Origin of the sequence: Rhizobium nepotum 39/7 (genome assembly GCF_000949865.1) — a bacterium.
GTDB classification, from domain to species: Bacteria; Pseudomonadota; Alphaproteobacteria; order Rhizobiales; family Rhizobiaceae; genus Agrobacterium; species Agrobacterium nepotum.
In genome coordinates this window covers 1-23,668 of record NZ_JWJH01000017.1, presented here as the reverse complement: position 1 = coordinate 23,668, position 23,668 = coordinate 1, and the positions used below count along the sequence as shown (strand labels likewise).

The following is a 23,668-nucleotide window of genomic DNA, read 5'->3' as shown; positions in this document are numbered from 1 at the left end:
GCGGCTTTTTTGTTGAAGATGAAGGCGTTATCGGGTCATAGTCGCTGATGGGACCTCTCAATAGGTCGCTTGGGGGTCGGTTTCTGTTGACTCTCGACCATCCATCCTTATTTAAAAAAATCCACACAAGAACTCTAAAATTCAGGTCAGGAAATGCTCGAGAAGACCTACGATTCCGCATCCGTCGAACCGAAGATCGCCAAAGCCTGGGACGAGGCGAACGCTTTTCGTGCCGGCGCCAACGCCAAGCCGGGCGCGGAAAGCTTCACCATCGTCATCCCGCCGCCGAATGTGACGGGCTCCCTGCACATGGGCCACGCGCTCAACAACACGCTGCAGGATATATTGGTCCGCTTCGAGCGCATGCGCGGCAAGGACGTGCTGTGGCAGCCTGGCATGGACCATGCCGGCATCGCCACGCAGATGGTCGTCGAGCGAAAGCTGATGGAAGGCCAGCTTCCGGGCCGCCGCGAGATGGGCCGCGAGGCTTTCGTGGAGAAGGTCTGGGAATGGAAGGCCGAATCCGGCGGTTTGATCTTCAACCAGCTGAAACGGCTCGGCGCGTCCTGCGACTGGTCGCGTGAACGCTTCACCATGGATGAGGGGCTGTCCGAGGCCGTTCTCGAGGTCTTCGTTACCCTCTACAAGCAGAACCTGATCTACAAGGACAAGCGCCTCGTCAACTGGGACCCGAAGCTTCAGACCGCGATTTCCGACATGGAAGTCGAACAGCTGGAAATGAAGGGCAACCTTTGGCACTTCCGCTATCCGCTGGAAAAGGGCGTGACCTATCAGTACCCGGTCGCTTTCGACGAGGAGGGCAAGCCCACCGAGTTCGAAACGCGCGATTACATCGTCGTCGCCACCACGCGGCCCGAAACCATGCTCGGCGATACCGGCGTTGCGGTGAACCCGGAGGACGAGCGTTACAAGGGTATCATCGGCAAGCACGTCATCCTTCCGATCGTTGGCCGCAAGATTCCGATCGTTGCCGATGACTATGCCGATCCGACCGCCGGAACGGGTGCGGTGAAGATCACGCCCGCGCACGACTTCAACGATTTCGAAGTCGGCAAGCGTTGCGGCCTGCGCGCCATCAACGTCATGAATATCGATGGTACGATCTCCATCAAGGAGAATGAGGATTTCCTCGAAGGCCTCAACCATCCGGCGGCGCTGCACGGCGCATGGGATCGTCTGGAAGGACAGGATCGTTTCTTCGCCCGCAAGGTCATCGTCGAAATCTTCGAGGAAGCCGGCCTGCTCGACAAGATCGAACCGCACAAGCATGTGGTGCCGCATGGCGACCGTGGCGGCGTGCCGATCGAGCCGCGCCTGACCGATCAGTGGTGGGTGGACAACAAGACGCTGGCGCAGCCGGCCATTGCCTCGGTTCGTGAAGGCCGCACCAATTTCGTGCCGAAGAACTGGGAAAACACTTACTTTCAGTGGATGGAGAACATCCAGCCCTGGTGTATCTCGCGGCAATTGTGGTGGGGACACCAGATTCCGGCATGGTACGGTCCGGATGGGCAGGTCTTCGTTGAAAAGACCGAGGAAGAGGCGCTTCAGGCAGCCATCCAGCACTATATCGCCCATGAAGGCCCGTGGAAGGCCTGGGTCGAGGAGAAGCTTGAAAACTTCAAGCCGGGTGAAATCCTGACCCGTGACGAAGACGTTCTCGATACCTGGTTCTCGTCGGCGCTCTGGCCGTTTTCGACGCTGGGCTGGCCGGAAAAGACGCCGGAACTGGCGCGTTATTATCCGACCAACGTCCTCGTTACCGGTTTCGACATTATCCCGTTCTGGGTGGTGCGGATGATGCAGATGGGTCTGCATTTCATGAAGGACGATGCCGGCAATCCGGTCGAGCCGTTCAGCACGGTCTATATCCACGCTCTGGTTCGCGACAAGAACGGCCAGAAGATGTCGAAGTCCAAGGGCAATGTCATCGATCCGCTGGAACTGATCGACGAATACGGCGCGGATGCACTGCGTTTCACGCTCGCCATCATGGCGGCGCAGGGCCGTGACGTGAAGCTCGATCCGGCGCGTATCGCCGGTTATCGCAACTTCGGTACGAAGCTCTGGAACGCCACGCGTTTTGCCGAAATGAACGGTGTGAAGCGCGATCCGCATTTCCTGGCCGAAACCGCCTCGCTGACGATCAACCGCTGGATCCTGACCGAGCTTGCCAATACCACACGCGATGCGACGGCGGCTCTTGAGAACTTTCGGTTCAACGATGCGTCCGGCATCCTCTACCGTTTCGTCTGGAACCAGTTCTGCGACTGGTATCTGGAGCTGCTCAAGCCTGTCTTCAGCGGCGAGGATGAGGCGGCCAAGAAGGAATCGCAGGCCTGCGCGGCCTATGTTCTGGACGAGATCTACAAGCTCCTGCATCCCTTCATGCCGTTCATGACGGAAGAGCTGTGGGCGCACACGGCCGGCGAGGGCGAGGAGCGTGGCGATCTACTTTGCCATACCGACTGGCCGACGCCGGAATTCCGCGACGATGCCGCGGCTGCGGAAATCAACTGGCTGATCGATCTGGTCTCCGGCATCCGCTCGACGCGTGCGGAGATGAACGTGCCACCAGGCGCCATCGCCTCGCTGGTGGTCGTCGGCGCCAACACCTCTACCGAAGCGCGGCTTGACCGCCATGCTGCCGCCATCCGGCGCCTGGCGCGGGCCGACGAAATCCGCGCCGCCGATGTTGCGCCGAAGGGTTCTGCGCAGATCATCCTCGGTGAGGCGACTGTCTGCCTGCCGCTTGGCAACCTCATCGATCTGGCGGCCGAAAAGGCCCGTCTCGAAAAGGCGATCGGCAAGGTGGATGCGGAAATGGAGCGCATCGACAAGAAGCTGTCGAACGAAAAGTTCGTGGCCAATGCCGATCCAGAGGTTGTGGCCGCCGAGCGCGAGCGCAAGGTGGAACTTGAGGTTCAGCTGACAAGCCTGAGAACGGCCATGCAGCGGGTCAGCGAAGCGGGATAATATCTCGGTTCCATTCGAGACCGGAACGCCCCGCGAAAAGCGGGGCGTTTTTGCGTTTTGTCAGGTTTCTTTTCGTTTTATTGCTGCGCTGCAACGGCGAATCGCTCACGCACGACAGTGCGATTATTTCATCCCGGTTTTGGCTGAAATAGCCCGGAAAAACGGGAAAAGACCAATGAAAACGGCCTGATAACCGGGTTTGTTCGAGAAACCTCCAACTGTGGTTATTTGGCGACATTTCTCGACAAAATAGGGAATTTGTTTCGTTTTGCGGCAAGTTTTTCGGTGGGTTTAGAAAAATAGCCTAAAATGATTATATAAGAGCGGACGCATAAAAAACTTACGTAAAAAAATGGCCGTTTGGGGGTGATCGCGCCAAGCTGCGACACATTGTCATTTCCCCTTTAGCGTTTCACTCTATCAACGATCACATTGCCTTGATTGGGGAGATAGATGGCAAAAACTGTATTTTTTCGCGGCGCGGTATGTTTCGCAGTCAGCATCGCGGCAGTCACGCCTTCACTGGCGGGCGGCCTTGAGCGCGGCGGTTACAATATCGACCTGCTGTTCGATCCGTCCGATTATGTTCTCGACAGTTCCGCTACATTCGTTGCGCCACAGCGCAAGGTTGATAATGCGCGTGACAATCCGGTGAAAAGCGGCGGCCCGTTGCCGTCGTCCTGGTCGACCACCGCGGACGACTCGGAAAACTACTGGTCGACACGCGTCGGCGCCAAGGCCGCGATCGGCGATTTCGGCGACTGCATGTTCGATTATTCGCAGCCCTGGGGAGCGGATCTCAATCCCGGCATCTGGCAGGGTTCGAGCTACAATATCGAAACCAAAGTCAAGTCGCACAATTACGCCACCACCTGCCGTGTGAAGTTCGATCTCGGTAAGGGCGATTTCTCGATCATCGGCGGCGGTTTCTATCAGGAACTCAGCGGTTACAAATACCGTCAGGTGGTTTCCCCGACGGCGCTCGGCCCCGCTTATCCCTCTCTCTATTCCGGTGTCGGCAAGCTTGACATGGAAGGTGACGGCTGGGGATGGCGTGCGGGTGTCGCTTATGAGATCCCGGAAATCGCTTTCCGCACGAGCCTCGTCTATAATAGTGCCGTCGATCACGATCTCAACGGTACGGTTGACCTCAGAAGCCTTCCTGCGGCCGGCAGCCCGGCTCTCGTCGCTTACGGCGGCAAGGTAACGCCCGTCTACGGCTCGGTTTCCATGCCTGATAGCCTGGAGCTTAAAGTGCAATCCGGTATCGCGCCGGACTGGCTTGCCTTCGGTTCCGTGAAATGGACGGACTGGAGCCAGATTCAGGTCGTGCCTTTCTGCCAGGTCGGTGTCTCGTCCTGTGTTGCGGGCGTAACCTCGCTCACGTCGCTCGATCTTTATTATCGTGACGGCTGGACGGTTACCGGTGGTATCGGCCACAAGTTCAACGATCAGTGGAGCGGCGCCGTCAGCCTGACCTGGGATCGCGGTACATCGACGGTGATCGGCACGCAGACCGATACGTGGATGATTGGCACTCAGGTCGTCTATTCGCCCACTCCGAACCTCGAGTTCAAGATCGCCGGCGCTCTCGGCCTGCTCACCTCGGGTGAATCCGCGATCAGCGGCGGCCGTTGCAGCCCCAGCAGTCCGGCAACCTGCGGCGACGAGGCGGGCTATAGTTTCGGCAGCGATGTCGTGGCTGCGATCTCCACAGGGGTCAAGGTCAAGTTCTGACACCATTCCCTGCATTCATGAAAAGAAAGGCCCGGTTTACCAACCGGGCTTTTTTTCATTCCCAACTATGATTCCTGCTCGATAAAATTTTCTGGGCCGGATGTTTTGTGACGATTTGGCAACACTTTTCTGCAAGCGTGAGGCCGCGTTGGAATGTGGGCAGATCTGTCCATTTCCCGCCACAAACAAAGTGCTTGGCTTATGTTTATGGACGCGGGGATGGAAGAACATGCAGGCGTTTGATGTGGACCTGGGGAATTGCAGAAAGTGAAAACGGGTTTGGATTCAGGGTTTAAGCAAGTAATACGGGAATTTGATCCGGGTTTCTTGTTTGACACTGGTTGGCAGACGGTGAAACGCCGTTATATTGCCGGAAATTATGCCTATATCTGTTTCACCGAAAAACTTCGGCAATGACCGTTAAGAGACCACCGGTAGTGCGCTGGAAAGTGCTGTCGGAAAGACGCAGTGTGTTCGAAAAATCGCGACCCGGCGGAGTAGATATTCCGCAAGTATTGGCTGTAGCCGGGAAGAGTGAGAGAAGTTCGCCGAAATGCTGAAATGTGAAGCACATGTTCTAAAGCCGCTCTTCATGAGCCTGTTGCTTGCGTCGCTCGCAATGCCAGTGCTGGCTTTTGACATCAATGCAGGCGTTACCAAGGAATCCGGTCCCTTCGATCTGTTCAAGTTCGGCTTCAAGGCCTACAAGAACGGCAACAAGGACGAAGCCGTCGAGGCCTATCGCTATGCGGCCGAAAAGGGCCACACCGGCTCGCGCTGGGCGCTTGCCAACATGTATGCCTTTGGCGACGGCGTTGCCAAGAACGATTTCGAAGCCTTCAAGATCTACAGCGAAATTGCCAGTCAGGGTGTCGAGCCGGGTTCCGAGGATACCGGCTTTTTCGTCAACGCACTTCTTTCCCTTGCCGATTATTACCGTCACGGCATTCCCGGCAGTCCGGTGAAAATGGACCTCTCGCAGGCTCGACAGCTTTATTTTCAGGTGGCTTCCACCTTTGGCGTGGCCGAAGCGCAGTTCCGGCTGGCGGAAATGATCCTGGCGGGCGAGGGCGGTCGGGCGGATGTGCAGCAGGCCAAGAAGTGGCTCAATCAGGCGCGCAAGCACGGCCATGCCGGCGCCATGTCGATTTTCGGCAATCTGCTTTTCCAGGAAGGCCAGACGCAGCAGGGACTGGCGTTCATGACGGCCGCGATGGACAAATGTACGGCGGTGGACTGCACCTGGATCCAGAGCCTTCAGGAACAGGCTTTTTCGCTCACGGGTGAAAACGACCGCCGCGCGGCAATCGCGATGGCGCAGAACATGCGGATCGACGATCCGGATTGAAGATAATATCTGTTGTGACCGAGGCGAATTTTGTCGCCTCGCGAGAGCCGCTCAACCGACCGGCGTGAAATCGAAATATCCGCAGACCGGAACGTGATCTGACGGTTTTTCCCATGCCCGGACATGTTTTTCGATGCTGACGGATTGCAGCCTGTCGGCCGCCTCCGCCGACAGCATCAGGTGGTCGATGCGGATTCCATTGTTCTTCGGCCAGGCGCCGGCCTGATAGTCCCAGAAGGAATAAAGTCCTGCCTCATCCGTCGTCGCGCGGGCGGCATCGGTAAAGCCGAGATGTTCCAGCTTGCGGAACGCCATGCGCGTCTGTGGCAGGAACAAAGCGTCGCCTTCCCACACGCGTGGGTCGTGACAATCGAAGGGTTCGGGAATGACGTTGTAGTCACCCGCCAGAATGAGCGGTTCTTCCAGCGCGAGGCGGTCTTCGGCAAAGCGGCGCAGCCGTTCCATCCATGCGAGCTTGTAGGGATATTTGACCGGATCGTCGGGCGGATTGCCGTTCGGCAGGTAAAGCGAGCAGACCCGGATCGCACCGCCATCGACGGAAAACACGCCCTCGATGAAACGCGCCTGTTCATCGGCATCGTCGCCCGGCAGGCCACGATTGATCTCGTCGGGCTTCATCTTCGAGAGAAGGGCGACGCCGTTGAAACCCTTCTGGCCGTGGGTCTCGACGTGATAACCGAGCGCCTCAAGCTCAAGGCGGGGGAAACCTTCGTCAACCGATTTGATTTCCTGAAGGCAGACGATATCGGGCGATGAATCCTTCAGCCACTGGCAGAGGTTCTCGATACGCGCCTTGACGCCGTTGATGTTCCAGGTGGCAATCTTCATCGGAGTTTCCCTTTTGTGGGGGTACTTTTACCCGATGCAAATGCGATTGCCACCGTTTTTGGAAATGGATGGTGAGGATGTGGTGGAAAGAAGCCGGGGCAGGGTAGATCAACAGCTATGGATGCACCGCAGCGTCCCCAAACCCTCATTCCTGTGCTTGTCACAGGAATCCAGTCAGCCCAAGTCCTTGGGCTGAAAGGGTTGTCTCGCCGCGCAGACGCGCGTCGGCTGGATTCCTGTGACGAGCACAGGAATGAGGGCGGAGAGAAAGGCGTGAATGATCTCAAGCTTGGCGCTTGATATCACCATCAAATAGAGAAGCTGGTGCCGCAGCCGCAGCTCGCGACCGCATTCGGGTTCTTGATCTGGAAGGACTGGCCGAGCAGATTGTCGACGAAGTCGATTTCGGAGCCGGCCATATAGACGACCGACATGCTGTCGATCAGCACCTTGGCGTCGCCCCGTGCAATCACGATGTCGTCATCGGCTGGGTCTTCCGCCAGATCGAACTTGTAGGAGAAGCCCGAGCAGCCGCCGCCTTCCACCGAAACGCGGAGTGCCTGCTTGCCCGCATCGGCCGCCACGATCTGGGCGATTCGCTTCGCTGCTGATTCCGAAAGTGTAATGTCGTTGTTTTCCATGTCGTTCCTCGTGCCGGGGTCAAGAACCGGAGAGCAATAGATTTGTCGCCACCATTATAAACCAGTCAAATAAACGGTCTATAGCGATGTCGGCAACGGCCTTTGCCGCGATCATGCTTTGCGCCGACCTTTGCGATAGGTATGAAGGGTGGATGAAAAGGTCAATGGTCAAAGACCATGGACTTCGGGCCAAAGGAAGTCCCGGCCAGAGAACAGTACAGGTGGATGCATGATTATAGACCAGCGCGCATTGGGTTTCGGAAGTGGCGAGAGGGCGGTTTTCGCCTCGGATCCATGGACCACGCGCGGGCGTCTTTTTGCCGAGGAGGGGAGCCTGACGCGCTCGGAATTCCAGCGCGACCGTGACCGCATCGTCCACACCACAGCCTTTCGCCGCCTGAAACACAAGACGCAGGTTTTCATCAGCCCGGATGGCGACCATTATCGTACCCGGCTTACCCACACGATCGAGGTGGCGCAGATCGCCCGGGCGTTGGCGCGTGCGCTGAAACTCGACGAGGATCTGGCCGAGGGCGTGGCGCTGGTGCATGATTTCGGCCATACGCCGTTCGGGCATACGGGCGAGGATGCGCTGGATGCGGTGCTGTTGCCCTATGGCGGCTTCGATCACAATGCGCAGTCATTGCGCATCGTCACCAAGCTGGAACGCCGCTATGCCGAATATGACGGCATCAACCTGACATGGGAGACGCTGGAGGGGCTGGTCAAGCACAATGGCCCGCTGGTGGATGCCAAAGGCGAGGGCGTGAAGGGGCCGGTTCCGCTGCCTATCCTCGAATATTGCGAGTTGCAGGATCTGGAAATCGGCAGCTATGCCAGCCTTGAGGCGCAGATGGCGGCAATCGCCGATGACATCGCCTATAATACCCACGATATAGATGACGGCCTGCGCGCCGGTTACCTGACCTTCGAGATGCTGGAGGAAGTGCCGTTCCTGAGCAAGCTGATGGCAGAGGTGCGGGCGAAATATCCCACGCTCGACAAGGACCGTTTCGCCCACGAGATCATGCGCCGCCAGATCACCCATATGGTCGAGGATGTGATCGGTGTCGCGCAGTACAATCTTTCCCGGCTGAAGCCGAAAAGTGCGGCTGATATCCGCGCCGCCGATTTCACCGTCGCGACCTTCTCGCCGGAAATGGCGGAAACCGACCGGCAAATCAAGAAACTCCTGTTCGGCCATATCTACCGGCACCCCGACATCATGCGTATTCGCGCCGGCGCCACGCAGATCGTCACCGATCTTTTCCACCGTTATATGGAGGTGCCGGCGGAGATGCAGAGCCACTATTGGGTGGACAGCATTTCCGGCATGAGCGTGGCCGCAAAAGCCCGGCATGTGGGCGATTATCTGGCGGGTATGACCGACAGTTATGCACTGCGCGCCCACCAGCGGCTGTTTGACCGCACTCCCGATTTGCGATAGGGCAGCGGGCGATCGCGGAGCCGACCCGGTTATGACGGCCGGACATGAACAGAAGCCCTTCGCGCAGGTTGGAACGATGAACATTTTTGCCGATTTCGATACCAGGATCAAAAACGCGATCGAGACCCTCGATCTCGTGAAAGAGAACCGAGAAAAGGTCGATTTCAGTCGAATTACCGTCGAATCCCCGCGTGATCTCAGCCATGGCGATGTCGCGACCAATGCTGCAATGGTGCTGGCCAAGCCGCTCGGCACCAATCCCCGGGCGCTGGCCGAACTCATCGTGCCAGCCCTTCAGGCCGATGGCGATGTCGACAGCGTCAATGTCGCCGGTCCCGGTTTCATCAACCTCAAGGTTTCGGTCGGTTATTGGCAGCGTCTTCTTGCCGACATGATCGGGCAGGGCATCGATTTCGGCCGCTCGAAGATCGGCGCGGGCCAGAAGATCAACGTCGAATATGTTTCCGCCAATCCCACCGGCCCGATGCATGTCGGTCATTGCCGTGGCGCTGTCGTGGGCGACACGCTGGCGAACCTGCTTGCCTTTGCCGGTTATGGCGTGACCAAGGAATATTACATCAACGATGCCGGTTCGCAGATCGACGTGCTGGCGCGCTCGGTTTTCCTGCGTTACCGCGAAGCGCTAGGCGAGGATATCGGCGCCATTCCGTCGGGCTTCTACCCTGGCGACTATCTCGTTCCCGTCGGCCAGGCGCTGGCGGATGAATACGGCATCAAGCTGCGCGCCATGCCCGAGGAAAAGTGGCTGCCGATCGTCAAGGACAAGGCGATCGCCGCGATGATGGTAATGATCCGTGAGGATCTGGAGACGCTCAACGTCAAGCACGACGTGTTCTTCTCGGAGCGCACGCTGCATGATGGCAATGGCGGTCCCATCCTCTCGGCCATCAACGATCTGACCTTCAAGGGCCATGTCTACAAGGGCACCCTGCCGCCGCCGAAGGGCGAATTGCCGGAAGACTGGGAAGACCGCGAACAGACGCTGTTCCGTTCCACCGAGGTGGGCGACGATATGGACCGCGCGCTGATGAAATCGGACGGCTCCTACACCTATTTCGCCGCCGACGTCGCCTATTTCAAGCACAAGTTCGACCGTGGTTTCTCCGAGATGATTTATGTGCTCGGTGCTGACCATGGCGGTTACGTGAAGCGGCTGGAAGCGGTCGCGCGCGCCGTCTCGGAAGGCAAGTCGAAGCTGACGGTGCTTTTGTGCCAGCTCGTGAAGCTTTATCGCGACGGCGAGCCGGTGAAGATGTCGAAACGATCAGGCGATTTCGTCACGTTGCGCGATGTTGTGGACGAAGTGGGTCGCGATCCGGTGCGATTCATGATGCTCTATCGCAAGAATTCCGAGCCGCTGGACTTCGATTTCGCCAAAGTGACCGAACAATCGAAAGATAATCCGGTCTTTTACGTGCAATATGCGCATGCCCGTTGCATGTCGATCTTCCGGCAGGCGCAGGAGGCGTTTCCGGGGCTTGTCCTGTCTCAGGACGACATGTCGTCTTCCGTTGCTTTGATTAGCGATATCAACGAGTTGCAGCTGGTTGCAAAGCTCGCCGAATATCCGCGCCTGATCGAATCCGCAGCCCTTTCGCACGAGCCGCACAGGCTTGCTTTTTACCTCTATGATCTGGCAAGTTCCTTCCATGGACACTGGAACAAAGGTAAAGACCATCAGGAATTACGTTTTATTAACGATAAAAACCGAGAATTGAGCATTGCCAGACTTGGGCTGGTGAATGCTGTCGCGAATGTTTTGAAGTCCGGCCTTACGCTTTTAGGAGCGGACGCGCCTGACGAGATGCGATAACATATCACCATTATTTGCTCACAATACGCTGGCAAGAGCTGCAATGCGTAGATGGTGGAACACGTAATGGTCGAAAAAAATGTCGCGTATAACCGGGATGCCCGGTCTGAAGGCTTCGCTGACAACGATCCTCTGGCAGAGCTGGCGCGTATCGTCGGCTTTGAAGATCGTCCTTCGCATGCGGGTTCCGAAGTTGCGCCACACGCCGCTTCACCGGCGGCCCGCCGCGAACCGGAATTCAATCTCGAAGACGAGCTGCTTCGCGAGTTCGAGGTTTACGATGCGCCGCACGCAGACCCGGTCGTTCTTGATCCGGCAAACGATGTCCGTGCCGGCATCCATCCCAGCGATTTCATGCAGCGCGTCGAATCGGTCTTCGCCCGCCGCGAGCCTGAGCTTTCTCCTGTAGCCGAGCCTGCGGTTGAGACGCAGTACGCACCGGAGCCGACGCCTGCGCTAGAGGTGCGGGAAGAGCTGCTTCCAGAGATCGACCACGCCTATATCCACAATTACGTCGAAACGTCGGGGCAGGACATTCGCGCGGATTTCCGTGACGATGCCGGTGCTGTTGCCGAGGTTTTCGATGTGCATTCGCGCCAGTCGCGTCCTGCCGAGCCGCTGGTTTACCAGCAGGCCGCCTGGGAAGAACCGCAGGCCGTAGAGCCGGCAGCCCCCGAATGGCACGCCATGCCGGAACTTCCGGCCGATGTTTCGAGCAATATCGCACATTCAGATTACGCTCATGCGACTGAGCCGCAGGCTTTCGATCTTGCCGACGAGGTAGAGATCGCCGTCGCCGAGCAAGCGCCCGCACCGGTTTCCGTGCGCCCGTCCTCGCAGGGTGGCCGTTCTTCGCTGGAGTTTTCCAGCCTGCGTCTGCCGCTTGCCAATTTCGGCGCGCGCCGCGATGTTTCTCCTGGCGATCCGAAGCGGATCGAGCCGAGGTCCGAAGCGCTGCCGGAAGCCCGTATCGAGCCGCAGGCCGAGCCGGCTCCCGCGCCAGTTACCGTTCAGGCGGAAGAGACCGCGCCGACCTTTGCGCCTGTTGCAGCCGAGACTTTCACCCCTTCCTTCGAAGAAAAACCGGCTGCGGCTGATCTTTCGCCGATGGACGAGCTGATCTACGGCGTTGCGAAATACTCCATTCCCGGACGCGGCGAAGAACCCGTCGTTGAGGCTGCGCCCATCGCGCAGGCCGCAAGAGTGGAGCCGCCCGTGTTTGCCACGACGCCGGTTGCCGCAGCCCCTGTGAAGGCAGCGCCGGTCGTAACGCCGCCGCCTGCCGAGGAGCCGGACTTTGCCGATTTCGCAGGGTTCAACGACGATGATTTCGAGCTTGCGCTTGATGATCTCGATCTTGATCTGGATCTTTCCGAAATCGCCGCAGTGGAGGTGACACCTGCGCCCGCGTTTGCGCCGCAGCCCGTTCGCCAGCAGCCCGTCGCTCCGGCGGCCGTTGCTGCTGCGGCACCCCAGCCGGTAAGGGAACAGCCCGCGCCTCAGGTGCGCCCGGCCGCCGTTTCCGCCATTCCGGCGGTCGCCGCTGCGGTTCAGCCGCGTCCGGCCGTCGCCGCACCGCAGCCGGAAGTACCGCAAACGCTGGAAAGCCTGCCTTTCGATCCTTCGCAGATCGGCGAGACGGAAGAACATCCGGAAACCATTATCGAGATGGATGTGCCGGAATTGCCGGTCGGGGTTTTCGAACCCAAGCCCGCTGCCCGCCGTCACGAAGAAGATCTCGATATCGACACTGAACTTGCGACGCTGTTCGCCCCGGCGGTCGCCGGCGGTTTCGACCGTCACAAACATGCGGAAAACCGGGGTGCTGCCCCGCAGGCGCGTGCCGCCCAGAGCCCGGAAGAAGCCGACGAGTTCGAGCGGGCGCTGGAGGAGGATTTCCGCCGCTCCATGCAGGAGGCCGCGGCCTCCCGTGGCAACGTACGCGCTGCCGAGAACACCTATGCCGATCATCAGGCGACCTATCGCGACGAGGATGAACGCAGCGGTCGCCGCTGGATCATGCCGGTTGCCGCCGCAATCGGTCTGGTGCTTGTCGGTGGTGGCGTTTACGCGCTGATATCAGGTGGTTCGTCCGGCACGGGTTCCAATGGCGCGCCGGTCATCATTTCCGCCGATAACGATCCGATGAAGGTCGTTCCGGAAAATCCGGGCGGTCGTGTCGTTCCCAATCAGGACAAGGCGGTTTACGACCGTGTGGCCGGTGGCAGCGCCGCCGATCCGAAGCAGCCGGCACTGATCTCCAGCAGCGAAAAGCCGGTCGATGTGGTTCAGCGCACGCTGATCCCCGAACAATTGCCGCTGGAAGGTGAAAACGACGCCGATATGGAAACCGCCGGCGGTACGCCGGTTGGCGAGACCGAAGATCCGCGCCTGCTTTCGCCGGAAGAAAAGGCCGCGCAGAACGAAGGTGCCGGTGCGACAGGCGTTTCGCCGCGCAAGGTCCGCACCATGATTGTCAAGCCTGACGGCACGCTGGTTGCGCAGGAAGTCGACGCACCGGCCGCCCAGCCGCCGAAGGCCGACAAGGTCGCTGAGCTTGCCGCACCCCAGGCCGCCAAGCCGGGTGAGGGCGCTCCCGCCGTCATCGCCGCATCGCGTGTTCCTACGGCGCCCGCGCAGGCCGCACAGCCGCAGACGCCGCCTCCTGCAGCGGCTGCTTCGACACCGGCTTCGCAATCTTCCGCTCCGGTTCCCTCGGCGCGTCCGTCCTCGCAGCCCGCCAATGTGGTCGCCACGGTCACCAATCAGGGCAATGTCCGTCCTGCTGCCGCAACCGCTCCGGCCCAGCCGCCTGCCGCGCAGCAGCAGACAGCCGCCGTAACGCCGGCAGCGACGAGCGCCCCTTCGGCCGGTGGTTATTACATCCAGATTGCGTCGCTGCCGAGCCAGGCGGAGGCCCAGAAGTCCTACCAGAACATGTCGGCCAAGTTCGGCTCCGTCATCGGTGGACGCGGCGTCGACATCAAGGCCGCCGAAATCGCCGGCAAGGGCACTTTCTACCGTGTCCGCATCCCGGCGGGCGACAAGAACGAAGCCGTGGCGCTTTGCGAAAAGTTCCGCTCTGCGGGCGGTAGTTGCCTGGTGGCGCGCTGATAGCGGCCGGTCCGGCGTAGAAAGATTGGGGCTGCCGCCCAAGGCAGCCCTTGAAGTATGAGAACCTTCCAGCAAACTCTACGTCATCCTCGGGCTTGACCCGAGGATCCGCAGCCGCCGGAATGGATCCTCGGGTCAAGCCCGAGGATGACGGTGGAAACGTTCAAGCTTCCACCGCTGCCTCGAAACGAGCGGCTTGTTCCTCCTCCTAATTGCCTCTTTTCCCTGCGAGCGTGACATCATGACCGATTGCAAAGCTATGATCCTCGGATGCGGCGGGCTTACGCTTACCGCTGACGAGATTGCCCTTTACCGCGATGAACAGCCGTGGGGCTTCATTCTCTTCGGGCGCAACATCGGTGAGCCGCAGCAGATCACCGATCTCGTCGCTTTCATGCGTGACGCCATCGGGCGACCCGACGCCCCGGTTCTGATCGATCAGGAAGGCGGGCGCGTCCAGCGCATCAAGCCGCCGACCCTGCAGGCCTATCCAAATGCCCGTATCCTCGGCGAAATCTACGAGCGCGACCGCGAGGACGGCCTGCGTGCAGCCTGGCTGATGTCGCGCCTGCATGCCTTCGACCTGATGAGGCTCGGCATCAACGTCGATTGCCTGCCGGTGCTCGACGTGCCGGTGGAAGGCGCCAGCAATGTCATCGGCAACCGTGCCTATGGCTACTCGCCGATTATGGTGGCCGAGATGGGGCAGGCGGCGGCCGACGGCCTCAAGGCGGGCGGTATGCTGCCTGTCATGAAACACATGCCCGGTCACGGTCGCGGCATGGTCGATTCGCACCATGAACTGCCTGTTGTCGATGTGCCGCTCGACGAGTTGGACGCCCATGACTTCGTGCCGTTCCGTGCGCTTAACCGCGAATTGATGGCGATGAGCGCGCATCTGGTCTTCAACGCCGTCGACCGGGAACGGCCCGCGACGACCTCGCCGAAGGTGATAGAGGAGATCATTCGCGGCCGGATCGGCTTTGACGGATTGCTGATGTCCGACGACAGTTCGATGAATGCGCTGAAGGGCACGCTCGGCGAACGCGCCGCGAATATTGTTGCTGGTGGCTGCGATATAGTCTTGCATTGCAACGGCGTGATGGGTGAAATGCGTGAGGTCGTGAAGGAGGTTCCCGTTCTTTCCGGCCGTTCGCTGGAGCGGGTGCGGGCCGTGGAAGCGGGTTTCCCCGCCACTGACGCCTCCGACGAGGCTGAACTGAGAGCCGAATTCAACGCCATGTGGGCCGTTTCCTGACGATCGGGCGGCGGTCTCCCACGCGGGAAGACAGGCCGGACGCCCGGCGGATGGAACAATGGCCGCAGACAAGTCTCGCAATTCAACGCCGATGGACAAGCTCTGGCAGGATGTGACGCCGGAGCGGCTGACGGGCGAGGCCGGGCTGGTCATCGATGTCGCGGGTTTCGAAGGCCCGCTCGATCTTCTGCTGCACCTTGCCCGCACGCAGAAGGTCGATCTGTCACGCATTTCGGTGCTGGCCCTTGCCGAGCAATATCTGCAATTCGTGGAAAGCGTGCGCCGTGTGCGCATCGAGCTTGCGGCCGATTATCTTGTCATGGCGGCCTGGCTCGCCTTCCTCAAATCCAAACTCCTCATTCCGCAGCAGGCGAAGGATGACGGCCCCTCCGGCGAGGAAATGGCCGCGACGCTGGCCTTCCGACTGAAACGTCTGGAAGCGATGCGCGAGGCGGCTGAAAAGCTCGTCAACCGCGCCCAGCTTGGCCGCGATGTTTTCGCCCGTGGTGCGCCGGAGCATATTCCGCATATCAACCGCTCGGTATACGAGGCCAACCTCTACGATCTCCTGAGCGCCTATGCCAATCTGCGGCAAAGGCAGGCCATTACCCAGGTGACGATTGAAAAACGTCAGGTCTGGTCGTTGGTGGAGGCGCGGGAACTTTTGAACAGCCTGCTTGGCGATGTCGGCGAATGGACCGTGCTCGATCAATATCTGCTGCAATATGTGCCCGACCCCGCCATGCGGGTGACGGCGATCGCCAGCGCCTTTGCCGCCTCGCTGGAGCTGGTGCGCGAGGGATCGTTGCAAATCCGGCAGGATGGCGCCTTCCAGCCCATCTATATGCGCAGGAGCGAAAGAGACGATCGCGCGGTGAATGCCGAAAGGACCAATGATGACAAATGACGACGAGACCGGCGAGGCGACCATCGTGGCGGATGCGGCCGAGGCCGAACCCACGGTATTTTCCGAGCGCCAGCTGAAAGAGGCCGAGCGGATCGCCGAGGCGCTGATCTTCGCCTCGGCCGAGCCGGTTTCGATGGCTTTCATTGCCGAGCGCCTGCCGCGCGGCATGGATGTCATCGCCATCCTGCACGGCCTGAAAGCCGCTTATGGCGAGCGGGGGGTCAATCTCGTGCAGGTGGGCGGGCAATGGGCGTTCCGAACGGCGGGCGATCTTTCCTTCGTCATTCGCTCGGAGGAGAAGGAGCCGAAGAAGCTCTCGCGCGCGGCGCTGGAAGTTCTGGCGATTATCGCCTATCATCAACCGGTGACACGCGCCGAAATCGAGGAAATCCGTGGCGTGCAGACCTCGCGCGGCACGCTCGACGTGCTGATGGAAGCGGGCTGGGTGCGTTTCAGGGGCCGCAGGCGCACGCCGGGCAGGCCGGTGACGATCGGCACCACGGTTGAGTTTCTCGATCATTTCGGCCTTGAGGAGTTGCGGGATCTGCCGGGCCTTGAGGAGCTGAAGGGTGCGGGCCTGCTTTCGGGCCGCATTCCGTCCAATTTCGGCGTGCCTTTGCCGATGATGAGCGACGAATTGCGCGAGGACGAAGACCCGATCACGCAGCTCGATCTGGAAGAGTTGGGCCTGCTTGCGCCGGGCGGCGGCGATGGCGACGATTGATATCGCCATGGGGCGGCGCTAAGGCACGAAAACTTTATGCGCACTCCCTGTCAAACCGACAATTTGTTGTTTGAAAAAGCCTTTCAAACGTCTTACATCGTCTGAAAGCGAAATTCAGGAGTTTGAGTTATGGGTTCTTTTAGTGTGTGGCATTGGCTGATCGTGCTGGTGATCGTTCTCGTTCTCTTCGGACGCGGCAAGATCCCGGAACTGATGGGCGATGTCGCCAAGGGTATCAAGAGCTTCAAGAAGGGCATGTCGGACGAAGATGCGACGCCTCCACCGGCGGCGGATGCCAATGCCAAGACAGTCGACCACAAGGCTGACGAGACCAAGTAAGCGGCGTGTTTGCTGCCTGTTGTGAGACTGGCGCTAGGCTCTCGGGAGCATATTGATGTTAGATATCGGCTGGAGCGAGCTTCTGGTGATTGCGGTAGTATTGATCGTGGTCGTCGGACCAAAGGATTTGCCGCCCATGATCCGCGCCTTCGGCAAGACGATGGCCGGCCTCCGCAAGATGGCGGGGGACTTCCGCACCCAGTTCGATGAGGCCTTGAAAGAGGCCGATATGGACGATGTGCGGCAGACGATCTCGGACGTCCGAAATCTCAACCCCACCAATTCCCTGCGCGATGCGATGAACCCGCTTCGCCAGCTCGGCAACGAGATCAAGTCCGATCTCCAGAAAGCGACGGCCGCACCTGCGACGAGCGAGCCGGTCGCACCGCTCGTCGGCGTGCCCGAGCCGGAGATGAAACTTCCCGAGACACCGCCCGCCGTGGTTGCCACGACAGCGGCATCTGCAACGGTTGCTGCGGTTGCGGAGGAAAAGCCGAAGCGTGCTCGGGCGAAAAAGACGCCGGAAAAATCCGCCGTGACAGTGGAGGCCGAGGTGGTTGCCGCCAAGCCGAAACGCGCCAGCCGGATCAAGTCGTCCGCGACGCCGGAAGTCGTTGCCTCTCCCAAAACCAGCGAACCCGCTATTTCGCAGCCGCCGGTAAAAGCTCCGGCCAGAAAGCCGGTAGTCGATAAAGCGGCGCTGGATGCCAAACCGGTCAAAACGGCAAGAATAAAGGCCGTGAAGCCCAAAAAGGATGAAGCATGAGCGGGGAAACAGAAGATAAGCCGCAGCCGCTTATCGAGCATCTCATGGAGTTGCGCACGCGGCTGATCTGGGCGCTCGGCGCGTTCTTCGTCGCCTTCATCGGCTGTTTCGCCGTTGCCAAGCATCTCTTCAACCTGCTCGTCATCCCCTATAAATGGGCGGTACTCTGGGCGGGGCTCGATGTTACGAAATCGTCGCTGATCTATACCGCGCCGCAGGAATTCTTCTTCACGCAGATCAAGGTCGCCATGTTCGGCGCGATGGTGCTGTCCTTTCCGGTGATTGCCTCGCAGCTCTATAAATTCGTGGCGCCCGGCCTCTACAAGAATGAGCGCGCCGCCTTCCTGCCGTTCCTGATCGCTTCGCCGATCCTGTTTCTCGTCGGTGCGGCGCTCGTCTATTTCTTCTTCACGCCCATGGTCATGTGGTTCTTCCTTGCCATGCAGCAATTGCCGGAAGACGGCGAGGTGGCGATTTCCCTGATGCCGAAGGTGTCGGAATATCTCAGCCTCATCATGACGCTGGTTCTGTCCTTCGGCCTGGTGTTCCAGCTGCCCGTCGTCACTACGCTTCTGGCGCGCGTCGGGCTTCTGACCAGTGACTGGCTGCGGGAAAAGCGCAAGTTCGCCATCGTCATGGCCTTCGTGGTCGCGGCCGTGCTGACGCCGCCGGACCCCATGTCCCAGATCGGTCTTGCGCTGCCCGCGATCATTCTCTACGAGATTTCCATCTACATGGCTCGACTCGTGGAGAGGAAACGTGCTGCGGAATCCAAAAGCACGGAGCTGGAAGAGACCTGACGGTTCGCCACGGTCTTCCCGCTCATCAAATTCCTCGCGCCGGGCCTTTCGCCCGGCGTTTTGCTGATAAAACGCGAGCGACCAACAACGGTCTGGAACGACGATGCACGACATTAAATGGATACGCGAAAACCCCGAAGCCTTTGATGCGGCGCTTGCCCGGCGCGGCGTCGAGCCGGCCGCAAGCGGCCTGATCGCTCTCGATGAAAAGCGCCGTTCCGTCATCCAGTCCCTGCAGGACATGCAGTCGCGCCGTAACGCCGCCTCCAAGGACATCGGCGCCGCCATGGCCCAGAAGAACATGGAGCTTGCGGAAAAACTCAAAGCCGAAGTCGCCGACATCAAGGAAAACATGCCGCGCGCCGAGGAGGAGGATCGAAAGGTCACCGCCGAGCTTAACGACGCCCTGTCACGCCTGCCGAACATGCCTTTCGACGACGTGCCTGATGGTAAGGACGAACACGACAATGTGGTCGCCCGCGTGGTCGGCCAGAAGCCCGGCTGGAACCATGCGGCCAAGGAGCATTTCGAGATCGGCGAGGCGCTCGGCTACATGGATTTCGAGCGCGCGGCCAAGCTTTCCGGCTCGCGTTTTACCGTGCTGACCAGCCAGCTGGCGCGTCTGGAGCGGGCGCTCGGCCAGTTCATGATCGACCTGCACACCAGCGAACACGGCTATACGGAAGTCTCCTCGCCGCTGATGGTGCGTGACGAGGCGATGTTCGGTACCGGCCAGCTGCCGAAGTTCTCCGAGGATCTGTTCAAGACCACTGATGGCCGCTGGTTGATCCCGACGGCGGAAGTGACGCTGACCAACCTCGTGTCAGGCGAAATTCTCGACCAGGAAAAGCTGCCGCTGCGCTTTACTGCGCTCACCCCCTCGTTCCGTTCGGAAGCGGGTTCTGCCGGCCGCGATACGCGCGGCATGCTGCGCCAGCACCAGTTCTGGAAATGCGAGCTTGTCTCCATCACCGATGCGGAAAGCGCCGTTGCCGAGCATGAGCGCATGACGGCCTGCGCCGAGGAAGTGTTGAAGCGTCTTGGCCTGCATTTCCGTACCATGACGCTGTGCACCGGCGATATGGGTTTCGGCGCCCGCAGGACCTACGATCTGGAAGTGTGGCTGCCGGGACAGAACACCTATCGCGAAATCTCGTCCTGCTCGGTCTGCGGCGATTTCCAGGGGCGGCGCATGAATGCGCGCTATCGCGGCAAGGACGACAAGGCGACGAAGTTCGTGCACACGCTGAACGGTTCCGGCACGGCTGTCGGCCGCTGCCTGATCGCGGTTCTCGAAAATTATCTGAGCGACGACGGCTCGGTCACAATTCCCGAGGTGTTGCTGCCCTATATGGGCGGGCTGAAGCGGATTGAAAAAGCTGCTTGATCTAACGGCGGCGGCGGGCATGCCCGCATTTGAATGAAAGAATAGCGGGAGAGAAACATGCGGATTTTGCTGACCAATGACGACGGTATCCACGCCGAAGGTCTGGCGGTGCTGGAGCGTATCGCCCGCACGCTGTCCGACGATGTCTGGATCGTCGCGCCGGAAACCGATCAGAGCGGGCTTGCCCATTCGCTGACGCTTTCCGAACCGCTGAGATTGCGCAAGATTTCCGACAAGCATTTCGCGCTGCGCGGCACGCCGACCGACTGCGTCATCATGGGCATCCGTGAGGTCCTGCCGGAAAAGCCTGATCTGGTGCTGTCAGGCGTCAATGCCGGCGCCAACATGGCTGATGACGTGACCTATTCGGGCACGATTGCCGGCGCCATCGAAGGCACGCTGCAAGGGGTGCGGTCTTTCGCGCTCAGCCAGGCGTTCAGCCATGGCGAAGGCCGCGCCGTGCCGTGGGAGGTGGCCGAGACGCATGCGCCGGATCTTTTGCGCAAGCTGATGAATGTGGATCTGCCCGATGGCACTTTCCTCAATCTCAATTTCCCCAATTGCGCACCTGATGATGTGCAGGGTGTATCTGTCACCGGGCAGGGCAAGCTTGATTTCGGCCTGACGGTGGAAGAACGCAAGGATGGCCGCGGTCTTCCCTATTACTGGCTGCGCTTCGGCGAACGCCTCGGCACCTTCCGTGAGGGTACGGATATCCACGCTTTGAAACACGGCAAGATTTCGGTCACGCCGCTAAAGCTTGACCTGACGGACTACACGGTGAAGGATCGGGTTGCGGAAGCGCTTGGATTCGGAGTCGCCGATTGAAATCTGCCATGGTCGAAAAGGAAGGTTTTGCAGCTCTCGTTCTCCGCCTGCGGGGCGAGGGGATTTCCGACCTCGACCTTTTGACGGCGGTCGAGCAGACGCCGCGTTCCAAATTCGTGCCGCCGCAATTTGCGACCGACGCCTATTCCAGCCGGACGATCCCGATCGACTGCGGTGCCTTCATGGAAGGCGCCGATATGGCGGTGAAAATCCTCGCCCGCCTGCAATTGAAGCCGGGCCAACGTGTGCTGGAAATCGGCACCGGCAGCGGGTTCATGACGGCGATCATGGCGCGCCGGGTGGAGCGTGTCTTTTCGCTTGAGCGTTACAAAACGCTGGTGCAGCAGGCGCAGAACTGTCTGGACGATCTTTCCATCCGCAATGTCGTCATCCGCCAGGCGGATGGCAGCAATGGTCTGGTGGGTGAAGGCACCTTCGACCGCATCGTCTCCACCGCCGCCTTCACCACCATGCCCCGCTTTTTCGCCGAGCAGATCGTCTCCGGCGGCATGATGATCGCACCGATCATCCTTGAAGGCGACCGCTGTGTGATGACCCGCTTTTCCAAGACCGGCAGCCGCTTCGAGAAGGAAGAGCTGTTCGAAGCGCCTTATCTGCCGCTTGGCAGCCATATTGCGCGGCATTTGTGACAAAATGAAAATTTCCAGGGCGATTAATTTTCGTCTTAGAATATTCTAAATTATCACAACCAACTGATTTTCCATCGTAATATTGTCCCAACATGACGCATCCGGTTTTCGTCATGGTTATCGAAGTGTCAAAAAAGCGCCGAGCGGCTTAACGTTTTAACGGCGTGGTAACACTAACGCGCTTTAATCATAAACATCGACGCATGGTATTCCCGGGATCGGGAAATGGACCTTGCAAGAAGTGAAATTTGTGCCGGATCGACCTCGATGCGGCGGGTTGGCGTCAGTGTAGATCGAGTCATGCGTATGAGACATTCGTCTAAAATCGGAAAATCAGTCGCAAAAATGTTCGCAGCGGCATTGCTGGCAAGCGTCGCAACGGGCTGTAGCTCGGATGCAACGCGGTTCAGCGGCCTCTTTTCCAGTGGACCGGATAAGATGACCACGGCGTCAATTCCAGCCCGTCAGGGCGGCGGTGCTTATGGGCAGGTCCCGGTTCCGCAAGGCGACATGAACGGCGGCTACGCCTCTGCGACACCGCAGGGCGGTTACGCCAACCAGAACATGGCCGCAAATTCCGGCATGGCCAATTCCTACCCGTCCTCCGGCGGTTACGGCGGCGGCGTCCAGCCTTCCACGGCGCGCTCCGCTTCGGCCTCTCCGGTCCAGCGCTCCGAGCTGTCGGCACCGACGGCGGTGGCAAGCCGCGATCCGGCGACGCGCAACGACGCCATGGCCCAGCCTTTCCCTTCCGCGCAGCGACAGGCCGCGCCGTCTCTCGCAGCGCCCGCACAGCAGGCCGCCGCTCCCACCGACAATCTCACCACTGCAACCGTCCGTTCCGACAAGAATGGCTGGCATACGGATGGCGCTTCTTCAGTGACGCTGCGTCCGGGTGAAAGCATCGCCACGATTTCCAACCGCTACGGCGTTCCTGAAAAGGAACTGCTGCGGGTCAATGGTCTGAAGACCGCGGCTTCCGCGCAGGCTGGCCAGTCTATCCTCATTCCGAAGTTCGGTCAGGCCCGCAACGCCGCCAAGGCTGCGGCCAGCGACATTGCGCTCAACCGCAACGGCGACAAGCCGACCCCGCTGCGCGGTCCCGAGCAGAATGTGGCCGTATTGCCCACGCAGACGGCGGCTCGCGACAAGGTTTCCGCCGAAAACGGCAAGCTCACGCCTCCCGGCGGCAAGCCTCTGCCGCCAAGCGGTGGCTACAAGGTTCAGCCGGGCGACAGCCTGGCAAAGATCGCCCGTGAAAACGGCGTGTCGGTTGCAGCGCTCAAGGCCGCGAACGGCATTTCCAGCGAAAGCATCCGTGTCGGCCAGACACTCGCCATGCCCGGTGCTTCGACCGACGCCATCAAGACGGCCTCCGTACCCGCCAAGGAGGCGACGAAGGCAGTCGAAACCGCATCCGCCAAGCCGGAACCCTACAAGGCTCCGTCCGCCGCTGCGACCATACCTGCCGCTCCCGCTGCCACGGCAAGCGTCGGCGACATCGAGAAGAAGTCCGATATGGCCTCGATCGCTCCGGAATCCACCGGCATCGGCAAATATCGCTGGCCGGTTCGCGGTGCGGTCATCAACAATTTCGGCGATAATGTCGAAGGCAGCCGCAACGATGGCATCAACATCTCCGTCCCGGAAGGCACGCCGATCAAGGCCGCCGAAAACGGTGTGGTCATCTATGCGGGCAACGGCCTGAAGCAGCTCGGCAACACCGTGCTCGTCCGCCACGACGACGGCAAGGTCACCGTTTACGGCAACGCCGCCAATCTCGACGTGCAGCGCGGCCAGAAGGTTCAGCGCGGCCAGACCATCGCCACATCAGGCATGACCGGCAGCGCCAAACGTCCTCAGGTTCACTTCGAAGTTCGCAAGGATGCGACGCCGGTGAACCCATCCGGTTTCCTTGAATAGGTATTGCGTCTCAAGGAATGATGAAGCCGGGCCGAACGCCCGGCTTTTTCATTTTGGGGAGATGCAAACGTCTCCACACATTCGACGTCATCCTCGGGCTTGACCCACTACTGTCCGGT

General features: G+C 59.9%; 18 protein-coding genes. 16 read left to right on the top strand and 2 right to left on the bottom strand.

Translation table 11 applies throughout. From position 1 onward, the window contains the following. Positions 1 to 153: 153 nt before the first annotated feature. The 3 genes from RS75_RS17310 to exoR all read left to right on the top strand — a co-directional run bounded on the left by RS75_RS17310 (position 154) and on the right by exoR (position 6,082). On the top strand, positions 154 to 2,997 hold the full coding sequence (locus RS75_RS17310) for a valine--tRNA ligase (RefSeq protein WP_045022552.1): 2,844 nt from the start codon (positions 154 to 156) through the stop codon (positions 2,995 to 2,997). Between the two features lie 453 nt (positions 2,998 to 3,450). Beyond that, the gene (locus RS75_RS17305; RefSeq protein WP_045022550.1) at positions 3,451 to 4,734 is read left to right on the top strand and encodes an outer membrane protein transport protein; all 1,284 of its coding nucleotides are present in this window, start codon (positions 3,451 to 3,453) and stop codon (positions 4,732 to 4,734) included. A 553-nt stretch (positions 4,735 to 5,287) separates the two neighbouring features. Next, entirely contained in the window at positions 5,288 to 6,082 is a 795-nt protein-coding gene (gene exoR / locus RS75_RS17300) for an exopolysaccharide production regulator ExoR (protein ID WP_045022548.1), read from the top strand. Positions 6,083 to 6,133: 51 nt separating this feature from the next. Here the strand turns inward: exoR and xth are convergent, their stop codons facing one another. Continuing rightward, complete coding sequence (gene xth / locus RS75_RS17295; RefSeq protein WP_045022546.1) at positions 6,134 to 6,931, bottom strand: exodeoxyribonuclease III; 798 nt, start codon at positions 6,929 to 6,931, stop codon at positions 6,134 to 6,136. 308 nt (positions 6,932 to 7,239) lie between these two features. Beyond that, a complete protein-coding gene (erpA, locus tag RS75_RS17290; RefSeq protein WP_045022544.1) occupies positions 7,240 to 7,572 on the bottom strand; it encodes an iron-sulfur cluster insertion protein ErpA in 333 nt (110 codons plus the stop codon). Positions 7,573 to 7,801: 229 nt separating this feature from the next. Between erpA and RS75_RS17285 the strand changes: the two genes are divergently transcribed. The 13 genes from RS75_RS17285 (at position 7,802) to RS75_RS17225 (ending at position 23,549) form a co-directional block, all read left to right on the top strand. Continuing rightward, the gene (locus RS75_RS17285; RefSeq protein ID WP_045022542.1) at positions 7,802 to 9,019 is read left to right on the top strand and encodes a deoxyguanosinetriphosphate triphosphohydrolase; all 1,218 of its coding nucleotides are present in this window, start codon (positions 7,802 to 7,804) and stop codon (positions 9,017 to 9,019) included. A 76-nt stretch (positions 9,020 to 9,095) separates the two neighbouring features. Next, a complete protein-coding gene (argS, locus tag RS75_RS17280; protein WP_045023150.1) occupies positions 9,096 to 10,853 on the top strand; it encodes an arginine--tRNA ligase in 1,758 nt (585 codons plus the stop codon). 66 nt (positions 10,854 to 10,919) lie between these two features. Next, entirely contained in the window at positions 10,920 to 13,967 is a 3,048-nt protein-coding gene (locus tag RS75_RS17275; RefSeq protein ID WP_045022540.1) for an SPOR domain-containing protein, read from the top strand. A 241-nt stretch (positions 13,968 to 14,208) separates the two neighbouring features. Further along, positions 14,209 to 15,225, top strand: coding sequence for a beta-N-acetylhexosaminidase (nagZ, locus tag RS75_RS17270; protein ID WP_045022537.1), 1,017 nt, complete (start codon positions 14,209 to 14,211; stop codon positions 15,223 to 15,225). Positions 15,226 to 15,283: 58 nt separating this feature from the next. Further along, entirely contained in the window at positions 15,284 to 16,132 is an 849-nt protein-coding gene (locus RS75_RS17265) for a segregation and condensation protein A (RefSeq protein WP_045022535.1), read from the top strand. Further along, positions 16,122 to 16,856 carry an SMC-Scp complex subunit ScpB gene (gene scpB, locus RS75_RS17260; RefSeq protein ID WP_045023149.1) on the top strand — a complete coding sequence of 245 codons (735 nt, stop codon included), beginning with the start codon at positions 16,122 to 16,124 and terminating at the stop codon, positions 16,854 to 16,856. The genes RS75_RS17265 and scpB overlap by 11 nt, the downstream gene beginning before the upstream one ends. Before the next feature lie 129 nt (positions 16,857 to 16,985). After that, a complete protein-coding gene (locus RS75_RS17255) occupies positions 16,986 to 17,195 on the top strand; it encodes a twin-arginine translocase TatA/TatE family subunit (protein ID WP_045022533.1) in 210 nt (69 codons plus the stop codon). Positions 17,196 to 17,250: 55 nt separating this feature from the next. Then, a complete protein-coding gene (gene tatB / locus RS75_RS17250) occupies positions 17,251 to 17,961 on the top strand; it encodes a Sec-independent protein translocase protein TatB (protein ID WP_045022530.1) in 711 nt (236 codons plus the stop codon). Further along, entirely contained in the window at positions 17,958 to 18,761 is an 804-nt protein-coding gene (gene tatC, locus RS75_RS17245; RefSeq protein ID WP_045022528.1) for a twin-arginine translocase subunit TatC, read from the top strand. The genes tatB and tatC overlap by 4 nt, the downstream gene beginning before the upstream one ends. 103 nt (positions 18,762 to 18,864) lie before the next feature. Continuing rightward, a complete protein-coding gene (serS, locus tag RS75_RS17240) occupies positions 18,865 to 20,148 on the top strand; it encodes a serine--tRNA ligase (protein ID WP_045022526.1) in 1,284 nt (427 codons plus the stop codon). A gap of 57 nt (positions 20,149 to 20,205) precedes the next feature. After that, positions 20,206 to 20,976, top strand: a complete 771-nt coding sequence (surE, locus tag RS75_RS17235; protein WP_045022524.1) for a 5'/3'-nucleotidase SurE — start codon at positions 20,206 to 20,208, stop codon at positions 20,974 to 20,976. Beyond that, entirely contained in the window at positions 20,973 to 21,626 is a 654-nt protein-coding gene (locus RS75_RS17230; protein WP_045022522.1) for a protein-L-isoaspartate(D-aspartate) O-methyltransferase, read from the top strand. Before surE ends, RS75_RS17230 begins: the two co-directional genes overlap by 4 nt. A gap of 345 nt (positions 21,627 to 21,971) precedes the next feature. Next, positions 21,972 to 23,549, top strand: coding sequence for a LysM peptidoglycan-binding domain-containing M23 family metallopeptidase (locus RS75_RS17225; protein ID WP_045022520.1), 1,578 nt, complete (start codon positions 21,972 to 21,974; stop codon positions 23,547 to 23,549). Positions 23,550 to 23,668: the final 119 nt, after the last annotated feature.